Source organism: Anaerococcus sp. mt242 (assembly GCF_016798225.1).
Taxonomy (GTDB): domain Bacteria; phylum Bacillota; class Clostridia; order Tissierellales; family Peptoniphilaceae; genus Anaerococcus.
This window is the reverse complement of the sequence record NZ_JAEUYX010000002.1, coordinates 55,626-67,142: the sequence shown is the minus strand read 5'-3', so window position 1 is coordinate 67,142 and position 11,517 is coordinate 55,626. Positions and strand designations below refer to the sequence as shown.

Sequence of the window (11,517 nt, the reverse complement as noted above, 5' to 3'; positions counted from 1 at the left end):
TTACTCCTTATTATTTTCTGCAATCGGAGCAAATTCCATAAATTCTTAATGAATAATTTTTTAATTCAAAATCATAATTTTCTTTTAACGATTCTGCTAAGTTAGATTTTGATAAAAATTCATCCTCAATAATTTTTCCACAATTTGTGCAAATCATATGATCGTGATGATCATTTATAGGATCAATAAGCTCATAGGTATAAGCTTGGTCAGTAAACTCTTGTTTATTTACAATTCCTAATTCTTCAAATAGATTTAAAGTTCTATAAATTGTTGCTATACCTACTTGCTTATGCTCTTGATGAACCTTTGAAAATAATTCTTCAGGTGTCACATGTTTAGCAGAGCTATCCTTTAAAACATTAAAAATTATTTCTCTTTGCCTCGTAAATTTTTGATTATTCTCATCAAAAATTTTGCGAATTTCATTAGTTTCCATTGCCATCTTCTTTCATTTCTTCATACAATTTGATAATTTCATCTAATTCATCTTGATTATCTATTGATTTGAATAATACTTCATCACCATTGTTAATGACTTCCATAATCATTATCAATTCATCATCAAACTGTTGTAAAGCACAGAAATTTTTGTCATCTACTCCGAAAGTATCTATTATATTAAATTCGACTTCATTATTATCTTCATCATATAAAAAAATACTATCCATTCTTTCTCCTGTCTAAATATGTTTGTAGAATGAAGCTGGCTGCTATCTTATCTATATGCTCTTTTCTATTCTCACGTCTGACATCCATATCAATTAAAACTCTCTCTGATTGAATTGTTGTCATCCTCTCATCTTGGTATACTATTTCTTTGTCTGTTTGTTTTTTTAATAAATCGACAAAGCTCATGACTTTCATAGATTGAGGTCCAATGGAATTATTCATATTTTTAGGTAGGCCAACTACAATTTCTTCTACATCATTTTCATTTATTAATTCAACAAGTCTTTGAATATCTAGACTAGCTTTTTTCCTTTTTATTGTCTCTAGTGGATTTGCTATCAAAAACATAGGGTCGCTTAATGCAACCCCAATTGTTTTATCCCCCACATCAAGACCCATTATCCTAGTCATTGATATAATTATTTAATAATTCTTCTAATATTTCGTCACGGTCAACAGCACGAATTAATTTTCGTGCTCCATTGTGAGCTGTGATATATGTTGGATCGCCTGAAAGTAAATAACCAACAATTTGGCTAGATGGTTTGTATCCTTTTTCTTCTAGAGAACTGTAAACAGTTGTTAGAATCTCTCTGATATCCTTTTGATCTTCTCTTTCTGGTTTGAAAGCTATTGTTTCATTAAAGTTATGTTTTTCAGTCATAATAACTCCTTTAAATGATTTCATGAGCTCTACTTAAAGCATCATCAACTTTAGAAATATCTTTTCCTCCAGCTTGAGCAAAATTTTTCTTGCCTCCGCCATTACCACCTGCTAATTGACTAATTTCTCTTACAATTTTACCTGCATCATATCTATCAGTTAAGTTATCATCAACGGTTACTGTAAATATGATTTTGTCATCTATCACGCTTGCAAATACTAACAACAGATTTTCATAATTATTTTTTAATCTATTTTCGTAATCACGTAACTCATCCATTGTCGCATTATCAAATTTATGAATTACTATATTTACATTGTCTTTATTTTCAATGGATTTTTCTAAATCTTTGTAAACATCTTTATTAGAAGAACATTTTAATCGTTTAATTTCGTCTTTTTGATTTTCTATTTCTTCTTTTAAAGAATTAATTTTTTGGATGATTACATTTGGATTTGCATTTAAAATATCAGCAACATTATCTAATTCTTGTTTTTGAGCTTGCATAAGTTCATAAACTTTTTTACCAGTAATTGCTTCTATTCGTCGAACGCCTGCTGAAACAGATGATTCTGAAACTATTTTAAAGATTAAAACTTCTGAAGAATTATTTACATGGCATCCACCACATAATTCTTTTGAATAATCTCCAATGGATACTACTCTTACATTTTCTTTGTATTTATCTTCAAATAGTCCTATCGCTCCCATTTCTTGAGATTCATTAAAGCTAACTATTCGTTTATCTACTGGTAATTGCTCTCTGATTTTTTCATTTATAATATCTTCAATTCTTTGCTTTTGATCATTAGTTAAAGATTCATTATAAGTAAAATCAAATCTAAGTTTATTTTCATCTACTAAAGAACCTGCTTGACTTATATCATCACCTAAAACATCACGCAACGCTTGGTCAAGTAAATGAGTTGCTGAGTGATTTCTAGTTATATCGTATCTGCGTTCTTTATAAACTTCAAAAGTATAATTTTGCTTACACTCAATTGTTCCTTCTATAACTTCTACACTATGGAAGTATACATCATTTTTCTTTTGAACATCTGTAACTTTAGCCTTAGTATTTTCATTATATATGAATCCAGTGTCTGCTACTTGGCCACCACCTTGTGCATAAAATGAAGTCTTATCAGAAACTACTATACCACTTTCACCTTGGCTTAGCGATGATATATTTTCACTTTCATCAAAAATATTTGTAATTGTTGCATCTGTCTTTAAGATTTCATATCCAATAAATTCTGTTGGATTAATTCCATCAGTTACGATATTATCTAGCGACCAACCAGAATCCGATTTACGAGCATTACGAGCTAATTCTCTTTGGTTTTCCATCTCTTGATTAAACTTATCTTCATCCAAATCAAAGTCTTCTTCACTTAAGATTTCTTTGGTAAGATCAAGTGGAAAGCCATAAGTATCATAAAGCTTAAATGCCTCACTACCATCAAGAACTGTTTGACCTGATGATTTCATATCATTTATCAATGAATTTAATCTTTCTAGTCCTGAATCAATAGTGTGTTGAAATCTTTCTTCTTCTTCTACAATAACTTTTATAATATTTTCTTTGTTAGCAACAAGATCTTCATATTCAACCTTATAAGCTTCAATTACTTCAGCTACAATCTTAGATAAGAATTCTCCATCTATACCTAAAAGTTTACCATGTCTATAAGCACGTCTTATAAGTCTTCTTAAAACATATCCACGTTTTTCATTTGATGGTAAAACTCCATCAGAAACTAGGAATGTCATTGCTTTTGCATGGTCAGCAATTACTCTTATAGAAACATCAGATTTTTTATCACTTTTGTATTTTGCTTCAGAAATTTTTTCAATTTCAGAGATGATATCTTGGTTAACGTCTATTTCAAAAATATTATCTTTGCCTTGTAGAATCATTGCGATTCTTTCTAGACCCATACCAGTATCTATATTTGGATGAGCTAGTGGAGTATAATTTCCATCAGCATCTTTGTTATATTGAGTAAATACTAAGTTCCAAATTTCCATAAATCTATCTGAATCATCATTTCCAGGTGCATTATCATTTTCATCAATAGCCCTATCAGCTCCCCTGTCAACATAAATTTCAGAACATGGACCACATGGACCTACTTCAAGTTCCCAGAAATTTTCATCTTTATCTTGTTTTAGTATTCTATCAGGATTAATTCCTACTTCATCTTTCCAAATATTGTAAGCTTCTTCATCTTCATAGTAAACAGTTACCCATAAATCTTCTTGAGCAATTTCTAGTTTTCCTGTCAAAAATTCATAAGCCCATGTAATTGCTTCTCTTTTAAAGTAATCCCCAAATGAAAAGTTACCAAGCATTTCAAAATAGGTTCCATGACGCTCAGTTTTACCCACTCTTTCGATATCACCTGTTCTTACACATCTTTGAGATGATGTTGCTCTATTGTTTTTTATCTTTTTTTCACCAGTAAAGTATTGTTTTAATGGTGCCATCCCTGCGTTAATTAAAAGTAATGATTCATCATCTTGTGGGATTAAGGGAAAAGATTTTAATATTGTATGTCCCTTTTCATTTCCAAAAAAATCTATATAAGATTTTCTTAGATCATTCATTCCTAAATTTTTCATTTATTTACCTCAAGTCTGTTATTTAAAATTACATCTAAAGTAATGGAATCAATTGTATCGTTTATCGCTTCATCTATTTTATAGAAAGCAAAATAAGCATTGCAATTATCATCACAATGACCATCTTTATAGCAACCAGTTACATTCCAGTTACCTTCCAAAACTCTTATAACATCTCCAACTGTTATTTGATCAGGATTTCTTGTAAGCCTATAACCACCTTTTGGACCTCTAATAGATTCTACTAATTTCTCATTTTTAAGTATTCTAATTAATTGCTCTAAATAATTTTCCGAAAGGCTTAGTTCTTCTGAAATTTCAGATACTGGAATGTATCCCTTATCTTCGTTTTCAGCTAGGTAACAAATTGCCCTTAATCCATACCTACTTCTAGTCGATAATTTCATTTAACCACCTATACTGTTATTAAATCTTGCATGGCTTGGTAAAATTTTTCGCCAATGCCAGTAACATTTTTTATCTCTTCAATTGTTTCAAATTTTTTGGTATCCCTATAATCTATTATAGCTTGAGCTCTCTTATCTCCTATATTAGGTAGATTCATTAGCTCTTCTTTACTAGCTGTATTAATATTTATTTTTCCATCTGTACTAATGGAATCAGGTTTTGAAACTAATTGATCAGTATTTGTAGTATCTTGTTCTACAATTTCATTTTTATTAGGTATGTATATTTTCATCTGATCTTCTAGCTTCATTGCCAAATTTAAAGATTTACTATCTGCATCTGGACTTAGACCACCAGCTTGTTTTATCAAATCCTCAAGCCTATCACCATCATTTACTTCATAGACGCCTTCTCTATTTATTTGGCCACTTATATGTACTTTTATGTCATTAGTTTGTTTGGCTTTATCTTCATCAGCTTCTTCAATATTAAAATTCTCTTCACTTTCTAGTAAAGATACTTTATTATCAAGTAAATCAGGAGATTTTTCCTTCATAAAATTATTTCCCAAAACTACAGCTAGGGCAATAATTAAACCAACTATAATTTTATCTTTATTTTTACTTTCCATTATTATGATACCAAAAGATTTATGAGAAAATTACTCTTCCCATAAATCATCTATACCGTAAAATTCTCTCTGTCTTTGTGTGAAAATGTGAATTATGATATCATCTGCATCCATTAAAATCCATTCCCCTTCTCTAAGACCTTCCTTAGATAGAAGAGAATATCCATTTTCTTCAAGCTTTTCTTCTATATAGTCTGCCAAAGCTTTGGTTTGAATAACAGATGTACCAGTAGCTATTACAAAGGTATCAGCAATTGATGAATCCTTTAGTTCTAATACATTTACATCTTCAGCTTTTCTATCATCTAAAACTTTTAATATAATATCTAATTTATTCATTTTTCTCCTTAATTAAGAAATTCCTTGCTTCAATTGTGAGTGGATGAATTAAATCATTTTTTTTAATAATATAATTTAAATTATGATTTAATGAAAAGATTAACGCATCATCTAAGCTATCTTTTACTAGTTTTCTTAAATGATCTACATCTGGATAATCTCTCTTTGGTTCTATAGCATCAGCCAGATATATTATTTTTTCTAAATCAGTCATATCAGCTTTTCCTGTAGTATGAAATCTTATTGCATCCAAAACATCACTATCATTAATATTATACTCTTTCTTTGCAACTTCTGCCCCTAAAAAAGAATGCAAAACCGCCTTAAACTGTAATTGGTAGGAATCTATATTAACCCCATACAATTTCAAATATTTTTCTTCGTTATACTTGGCACAGTCATGCAAAATAGCTGCTGTTTTGACTTTTTCATCATTTAAACTTTTGTTTAGCTTTAAAGCAGTCTCCATTACTCTTACACAATGTTTAAATCTTTTTTCTCCAATATCATTAATTAATTTCTCTTGCCAAAGATCTAGATTAAACATATAAGTGATACTCCTCTATTATTTCTTTAACAGGCTCAGTAACAAGGTATTTGATACTTTTATTTTCTTTTACCAATTCACGAATTAATGTAGAAGATATATTGATATTTAAGTTATCTAATAAAAATATCTTTGAATTATCTTTTTTTATTAGGTCAACTTTTTTTACTAAATCGCTATCCTCTTCTATACTAGTTCTAGCAAAAACTACGAGATTGTCATTTAAAATTTTTTCGTAATTTCTCCATGAATCAATAGTCATAAAAGAATCTTCACCCATGATATAGTAAAATTCATGTTCTGGATATTTATTCTTAAAATAATCCAAAGTTTGATGAGTATAGATTACACTATTATCATTTGCTTCAAAAGTAGACAAAACTAATTTGTCATTATCTCTTATAGCAGCTTCTACCATTTCAATTCTAATCTTGGTATCAGTCTTTTTTTTATTTTGCTTATGTGGTGGATTGGAGCTAGGAAGCACAATTATTTTATCTAAATCCATAAAATTTAAAGTATTTTCCATAACAATTAGATGGCCAACATGAATAGGGTCAAAAGTTCCGCCGTATAGTCCTATTTTCATTTTATTCCTTTAAAGTCCAAATTTGTTATCTTTATTTTTTCTGTATATAGTAAATATATTACCCACATGATTTACAAATTCTGCATTTAATTTTTCTAGCAATTCGTTTAAAATTTCATTTGGATCATCCATATTATTGTTTAAAATTTTAATTTTTATTAATTCGCGTGCTTGTAATGCTTCATCTGTTGCTTTGATTACATCTTCAGTTAATGAAAATTTTCCTATATTTATAACTGGTTTGTAATCATGACTTTCAGATTTTAACATTGCACGTTCTTTTCCTGTAAGCATTTTTTCTCCTATTCGTAGTATTCAAAGACAATGTCACCTACTGCGACACTATCTCCTTCTTCAATTCCCATTTCTTTTAATTTATCAAAAACTTCCATCTCACGAAGCTTGCTTTCAAAGTACATTCTAGAATCGTAGTCTTCTAGATTTACCCTCTCCAATAGATTATCAATTCTTTTACCAAATACAACAAATATTTCATTATCTTTTGCAAATTGAAGATCAAATTCAATTTCTTTATTGTAAAATTCTTCAAGAAAGCTTTCATTTACATTTTCGATTAAATCATATTGGCTTTCTTCGGATTCTAATAATAAATCATATGTTGCATCTAATAAATTTTTGATACCATTTGTTGTAGCTGCTGAAATTTTAAAAATTTTGTAATCATCTTTAAATTCTTCAATAAATTTAGAAGCATTGTCATTAAAATCTAAATCAGATTTATTTAAGGCTACTATCATAGGCTTTTCAGAAAGTTTATCGTTATATAGTTTTAACTCTTCGTTTATAAGTTTAAAGTCAGCAATAGGATCACGTCCTTCTATGCCTGATATATCTACAAGATGAACTAACACTCTACATCTTTCAATGTGCTTTAAAAAATCATGACCTAAACCTTGGCCTTCATTAGCCCCCTCAATCAAACCTGGAATATCAGCTACTATAAATGAACGCTCATTATCGATGTTTACAACTCCAAGATTTGGGTCAATAGTTGTAAAATGATAATTTGCTATCTTAGGCTTTGCAGATGTAATTACAGAAATTAATGTGGATTTTCCTACATTTGGTAAACCTACTAGTCCAACATCCGCTAGAACCTTGAGTTCCATAATAAGATCAATTTCTTGACCTTTTTTACCATTTTCTGCAAATCTAGGTGCTTGACGGATAGAGTTTTTAAAATGAACATTGCCCCTACCACCTTTACCACCTTTTGCAATTATAAATTCTTCATTATCTATTTTAAAATCTTTAATGATGGTGTTAGTCTCAGCTTCTCTTAGGATGGTACCAACTGGAACCTTTAAAATCAGATTTTCACCCTTTTTACCAAACTTTTTAGATTTTCCACCTGGTTCTCCATTTTCAGCCTTATATTTAGTTTTGTACTTAAAATCATCAAGTGTGGATAGATTTCTGGTAGCTTTTATTATTATGCTACCTCCATCTCCACCATCACCACCAGCCGGGCCACCTGTCGGTTCGTATTTTTCACGTCTCCAAGCTACAGCTCCATTACCGCCATCTCCAGCTTTTAGACTTATTTTTGCAAGATCTATCATACAAATTTCCTTTCATATGAAAAAAAGTCTGCCGAAAAGGCAGACTTAAATTTTTTAAGCAATATCTTGTTTTGGATAAACAGAAACTTGTTTTCTGTCACGTCCTTTTCTTTCAAATTTTACAATTCCTTCGCATGATGCATATAGAGTATCATCTCCACCTTTTTTAACATTGTTACCTGGGTGAATTTTTGTTCCTCTTTGTCTAACGATGATTGTTCCAGCATTTACAAATTGACCATCAGCTCTTTTTGTTCCTAGTCTTTTGCTTTCTGAATCTCTACCGTTTTTAGAAGAAGATACCCCTTTTTTACTTGAAAATCTTTGTAAATTAATATTTAATATCATTTCATATCTCCTTATATAATTGTTGTATAAGCTTCTACAAAGTCACTATAACTTTGTGTTAATGTCATAATACCTGTACTAAAAGTATTTAAAATTACTTCTGAATCGTGAGATGGATTTTCTACTAGTAGTTTCATAGTTTCTTCATCATCACTAAATTCTACTTTATAATCATAACTATCAAGAGAATTTACAGTTGTGTATGCAAGCATAGATACTGCAGCGCATACTATATCCTTGCCATGCTCATCATAATCAGCATGACCAGTAATTTCAAATCCTTTAAATGTGTCTTCCTTATAAACTAGATATACTTTAATCATTAATTAGCAGAGATGCTATCAATTTTAACTAAAGTATAAGGTTGTCTGTGACCTTGTTTTTTTCTATACATTTTTTTAGGTTTGTATTTGAAAACAACAATCTTTTTGTCTTTGTTTTGATCTTCTATTGTTGCAGATACTTTTGCGTTTTCTACAGTTGGTGCTCCAACTTTTACATCGCTATCGTTAGCAACTAATAGTACTTCATCAAATTCAACAGTTTCGCCTACTTCGTAAGGTAGTTTTTCAACTCTTACTAAGTCCCCTTCTGATACTTTGTATTGTTTGCCACCTGTTTTGATAATTGCGTACATGGGCTCCTCCTTATTCTTAAATTCTCGCCAGATTAGGTGATCAGTACCCATACTGAGCGGTTTACCATAAAATAATACTATTTTAGTAGCTATTTGTCAAATAAAAATTTAAATTTCTATAATCTCTATTGTCTCTAATGCCTCATCTACTAGTCTTTCTATCTCAAGATTTTCTTCAGATCTTTCGATATATTTAAGTTTTGGTTTTGTAACTGGCTTATCTGGAGCAAATATTGAACAACAATCATCAAAAGGCTCTATAGACTTATCATAAGTTCCAATATCAATAGCAGTATTGATTATATCCTGTTTATCAAGGCCAATTAATGGTCGTAAGATTGGATAATTCGCTGAATCTTCAATAACAGAAATAGATTCAAGTGTTTGTGATGCTACTTGACCAAGTGATTCTCCAGTGATAAATGCCTTAAATCCATATTTATCTGCAAGTTTATTTGATATTCTCATCATAAATCTTCTAGATAAAATAGTTGTTTCGCGTCTATCACAATTTGTTGCTATTTTCTTATAAATATTTGCTAGATTGATTGAAAAAACTTTAAGAGGACCAGTGTATTGCGACATTAGTCTAGCCAAGTCTTCAGCTTTTTGGTGAGCTTGTTTAGATGTAAAAGGATAAGAGTGAAAATGAACGGCATTAACCATCATTCCACGTTTTGCCATCATAAATCCTGCCACAGGTGAATCTATACCTCCAGAAAGTAATAGTAAACCTTCACCACTACTTCCTATAGGTAATCCTCCTAGACCCTTGTGTCTATTTGTATAGACATAAGCATTATTTTTTATATCTACATATACTTTAAAATCTGGATTATGAATATCAACTGATAAATTTTTAAATTCGTCTAAAAGCAAATCTCCTAGATGTGCATTAAGTTTAGGTGAATCATATTCAAAAGATTTATCAACTCTTGTAGTTTCAACTTTAAAAGTATAATTTTTATCTTTATAATCTTTATTTATGATATATTTTGCTGCTTGAAAAATCTCATCAATATTTTTATTTACTTTATAAACTTCATCTATATAAGCAATACCAAAAACTTTTTCTATTTCTTTTACCAAAGCGTCAAACTTACTTTCTTCAGCTTTGATATAAAGCTTAGCACTTTCTACATAGGTGTCTTCATAGCCTATATTTTTAATATTTGCTAGAATATGTTTGCGTGCATTATCAAAAAAATATTTTCTATTGGCTCCCTTTAAAAAAAGTTCTCCAAAGCTAATTGCTAAAAGTGATTCCATTACATAACCCTTCTTATTTCATCAATTGATTCTTTTAAAACTTTGACAGTTTCCTCTAGTTCTTCTTTTGTATTTTCCCCAGCAAAAGAAAATCTAATAACTCCATCACTATATTTATCATCCACATCTAAAGCTTCTAAAATCCTATTATTATTTCCCTTTGAACAAGCTGATCCGCTTGATACGTATATATCATTATCCTCAAGCATATGAAGTAGTACTTCTGATTTTATATTTGCAAATCCAATACTTAATATATAAGGAGAATAACTTTCACTAGGAGTATTAAATATATAATCACTTATATTGTTATCGATTAATGTTCTCATGTATTGATTTAAAACATTGACATAGTTAAACTCATCAGCATCTATTTGCTCTTTTAATGCAGTTGCCATTGCATAGATTGCAGGATGATTATCAGTTCCGCTTGATACAACTTGTTGGTGTCCTCCATGTAAGACTGCTTTTATCTTTGATAAAATTTCTTTTCTAACATAAAGTCCTCCAACTCCCTTTGGTCCGTGGAATTTGTGTGCTGAAAAACTCATTAAATCAACTTTTAGTTCTCCTACATCACAAGAAATTTTTCCCAATGCTTGCGTAGCATCTAGATGAATTAAGATATTTTTATCAAAAGATTTTACAATATCACTAATTTTTCTAATGTCCTGAATAGTTCCTATTTCATTGTTAGCATAAATTATAGATACTAGCTTAACATCTTTACTTAATTTTTCTTTTAAATCATCTAGGTCCACAAATCCATATCTATCATTTTTTAAGTAAATAACATCTTTATAAGGATAATTATTAAAACTATCATATACTGAGGAGTGTTCAATTGATGATGTGATTGCAATGTTGTTTTCTCCACTCATTGATGATATTGCAATATTATTTGCTTCTGTAGCTCCTTTGGTGAAATAAATTTCATCTGGATTTGATCTAATTATACTAGCTACAATTTCTCTTGATTCTCTTAAAAGATTGCTAGATTTTAGCCCAAAACTATGGAGTGATGAAGAGTTTGCGAAAACTTCATCCTCTGCATAAGTACGTGCATCTTGTGCTTTTTTATAAATTTTTGTAGTTGCTGCATTGTCTAAATATATCATATAAACCTCTTAACTTTGCTAATAATTAATATAAGGTTTCCCTAATTATAATATTATATTAGATAAACTAAAGATGGCAAATCAAG

17 protein-coding genes are annotated in these 11,517 nt (G+C 29.9%); all 17 read right to left on the bottom strand.

Going from position 1 to position 11,517, the window contains the following annotated elements; all coding sequences use genetic code 11:
• Positions 1-10 precede the first annotated feature (10 nt).
• Positions 11-439, bottom strand: a complete 429-nt coding sequence (locus tag JNO63_RS01520; protein WP_203126535.1) for a Fur family transcriptional regulator — start codon at positions 437-439, stop codon at positions 11-13.
• Positions 429-671: a DUF1292 domain-containing protein gene (locus tag JNO63_RS01515; protein WP_203126533.1), complete on the bottom strand. Its 243-nt coding sequence runs from the start codon at positions 669-671 to the stop codon at positions 429-431. Before JNO63_RS01515 ends, JNO63_RS01520 begins: the two co-directional genes overlap by 11 nt.
• A complete protein-coding gene (ruvX, locus tag JNO63_RS01510) occupies positions 664-1,083 on the bottom strand; it encodes a Holliday junction resolvase RuvX (protein WP_203126531.1) in 420 nt (139 codons plus the stop codon). The genes JNO63_RS01515 and ruvX overlap by 8 nt, the downstream gene beginning before the upstream one ends.
• Entirely contained in the window at positions 1,076-1,336 is a 261-nt protein-coding gene (locus tag JNO63_RS01505) for an IreB family regulatory phosphoprotein (RefSeq protein WP_203126529.1), read from the bottom strand. The genes ruvX and JNO63_RS01505 overlap by 8 nt, the downstream gene beginning before the upstream one ends.
• A gap of 10 nt (positions 1,337-1,346) precedes the next feature.
• Positions 1,347-3,962 (bottom strand): alanine--tRNA ligase, encoded by a 2,616-nt coding sequence (gene alaS / locus JNO63_RS01500; RefSeq protein WP_203126528.1) that lies wholly within the window; start codon positions 3,960-3,962, stop codon positions 1,347-1,349.
• Positions 3,959-4,369, bottom strand: a complete 411-nt coding sequence (locus JNO63_RS01495) for an RrF2 family transcriptional regulator (RefSeq protein ID WP_203126526.1) — start codon at positions 4,367-4,369, stop codon at positions 3,959-3,961. Before JNO63_RS01495 ends, alaS begins: the two co-directional genes overlap by 4 nt.
• Positions 4,370-4,377: 8 nt before the next feature.
• Complete coding sequence (locus JNO63_RS01490) at positions 4,378-5,001, bottom strand: helix-hairpin-helix domain-containing protein (protein WP_203126524.1); 624 nt, start codon at positions 4,999-5,001, stop codon at positions 4,378-4,380.
• 30 nt (positions 5,002-5,031) lie between these two features.
• On the bottom strand, positions 5,032-5,340 hold the full coding sequence (rsfS, locus tag JNO63_RS01485; RefSeq protein ID WP_203126522.1) for a ribosome silencing factor: 309 nt from the start codon (positions 5,338-5,340) through the stop codon (positions 5,032-5,034).
• Complete coding sequence (gene yqeK / locus JNO63_RS01480; protein ID WP_203126518.1) at positions 5,333-5,887, bottom strand: bis(5'-nucleosyl)-tetraphosphatase (symmetrical) YqeK; 555 nt, start codon at positions 5,885-5,887, stop codon at positions 5,333-5,335. The genes rsfS and yqeK overlap by 8 nt, the downstream gene beginning before the upstream one ends.
• The gene (nadD, locus tag JNO63_RS01475) at positions 5,880-6,476 is read right to left on the bottom strand and encodes a nicotinate (nicotinamide) nucleotide adenylyltransferase (protein WP_203126516.1); all 597 of its coding nucleotides are present in this window, start codon (positions 6,474-6,476) and stop codon (positions 5,880-5,882) included. The genes yqeK and nadD overlap by 8 nt, the downstream gene beginning before the upstream one ends.
• 9 nt (positions 6,477-6,485) lie before the next feature.
• Complete coding sequence (yhbY, locus tag JNO63_RS01470; protein WP_203126515.1) at positions 6,486-6,770, bottom strand: ribosome assembly RNA-binding protein YhbY; 285 nt, start codon at positions 6,768-6,770, stop codon at positions 6,486-6,488.
• Between the two features lie 8 nt (positions 6,771-6,778).
• Complete coding sequence (obgE, locus tag JNO63_RS01465) at positions 6,779-8,059, bottom strand: GTPase ObgE (RefSeq protein ID WP_203126514.1); 1,281 nt, start codon at positions 8,057-8,059, stop codon at positions 6,779-6,781.
• 54 nt (positions 8,060-8,113) lie between these two features.
• Entirely contained in the window at positions 8,114-8,407 is a 294-nt protein-coding gene (gene rpmA / locus JNO63_RS01460) for a 50S ribosomal protein L27 (protein WP_044566230.1), read from the bottom strand.
• 11 nt (positions 8,408-8,418) lie between these two features.
• Positions 8,419-8,730, bottom strand: a complete 312-nt coding sequence (locus JNO63_RS01455) for a ribosomal-processing cysteine protease Prp (RefSeq protein ID WP_203126513.1) — start codon at positions 8,728-8,730, stop codon at positions 8,419-8,421.
• On the bottom strand, positions 8,730-9,044 hold the full coding sequence (rplU, locus tag JNO63_RS01450; RefSeq protein WP_203126512.1) for a 50S ribosomal protein L21: 315 nt from the start codon (positions 9,042-9,044) through the stop codon (positions 8,730-8,732). Before rplU ends, JNO63_RS01455 begins: the two co-directional genes overlap by 1 nt.
• Positions 9,045-9,152: 108 nt before the next feature.
• The gene (gene thiI / locus JNO63_RS01445; RefSeq protein WP_203126511.1) at positions 9,153-10,313 is read right to left on the bottom strand and encodes a tRNA uracil 4-sulfurtransferase ThiI; all 1,161 of its coding nucleotides are present in this window, start codon (positions 10,311-10,313) and stop codon (positions 9,153-9,155) included.
• Positions 10,313-11,431 (bottom strand): cysteine desulfurase family protein, encoded by a 1,119-nt coding sequence (locus JNO63_RS01440; protein WP_203126510.1) that lies wholly within the window; start codon positions 11,429-11,431, stop codon positions 10,313-10,315. The genes thiI and JNO63_RS01440 overlap by 1 nt, the downstream gene beginning before the upstream one ends.
• Positions 11,432-11,517 lie beyond the last annotated feature (86 nt).

Bases quoted from the DNA above. Each gene is read 5' to 3' on its own strand.
- JNO63_RS01490 (WP_203126524.1), bottom strand. From the start codon at position 5,001: ATGGAAAGTAAAAATAAAGATAAAATTATAGTTGGTTTAATTATTGCC.
- JNO63_RS01455 (WP_203126513.1), bottom strand. From the start codon at position 8,730: ATGATTAAAGTATATCTAGTTTATAAGGAAGACACATTTAAAGGATTT.
- thiI (WP_203126511.1), bottom strand. From the start codon at position 10,313: ATGGAATCACTTTTAGCAATTAGCTTTGGAGAACTTTTTTTAAAGGGA.
- obgE (WP_203126514.1), bottom strand. From the start codon at position 8,059: ATGATAGATCTTGCAAAAATAAGTCTAAAAGCTGGAGATGGCGGTAAT.
- ruvX (WP_203126531.1), bottom strand. From the start codon at position 1,083: ATGACTAGGATAATGGGTCTTGATGTGGGGGATAAAACAATTGGGGTT.
- rplU (WP_203126512.1), bottom strand. From the start codon at position 9,044: ATGTACGCAATTATCAAAACAGGTGGCAAACAATACAAAGTATCAGAA.
- JNO63_RS01520 (WP_203126535.1), bottom strand. From the start codon at position 439: ATGGAAACTAATGAAATTCGCAAAATTTTTGATGAGAATAATCAAAAA.
- yqeK (WP_203126518.1), bottom strand. From the start codon at position 5,887: ATGTTTAATCTAGATCTTTGGCAAGAGAAATTAATTAATGATATTGGA.
- alaS (WP_203126528.1), bottom strand. From the start codon at position 3,962: ATGAAAAATTTAGGAATGAATGATCTAAGAAAATCTTATATAGATTTT.
- rsfS (WP_203126522.1), bottom strand. From the start codon at position 5,340: ATGAATAAATTAGATATTATATTAAAAGTTTTAGATGATAGAAAAGCT.
- JNO63_RS01515 (WP_203126533.1), bottom strand. From the start codon at position 671: ATGGATAGTATTTTTTTATATGATGAAGATAATAATGAAGTCGAATTT.
- JNO63_RS01440 (WP_203126510.1), bottom strand. From the start codon at position 11,431: ATGATATATTTAGACAATGCAGCAACTACAAAAATTTATAAAAAAGCA.
- JNO63_RS01505 (WP_203126529.1), bottom strand. From the start codon at position 1,336: ATGACTGAAAAACATAACTTTAATGAAACAATAGCTTTCAAACCAGAA.
- rpmA (WP_044566230.1), bottom strand. From the start codon at position 8,407: ATGATATTAAATATTAATTTACAAAGATTTTCAAGTAAAAAAGGGGTA.
- JNO63_RS01495 (WP_203126526.1), bottom strand. From the start codon at position 4,369: ATGAAATTATCGACTAGAAGTAGGTATGGATTAAGGGCAATTTGTTAC.
- nadD (WP_203126516.1), bottom strand. From the start codon at position 6,476: ATGAAAATAGGACTATACGGCGGAACTTTTGACCCTATTCATGTTGGC.
- yhbY (WP_203126515.1), bottom strand. From the start codon at position 6,770: ATGCTTACAGGAAAAGAACGTGCAATGTTAAAATCTGAAAGTCATGAT.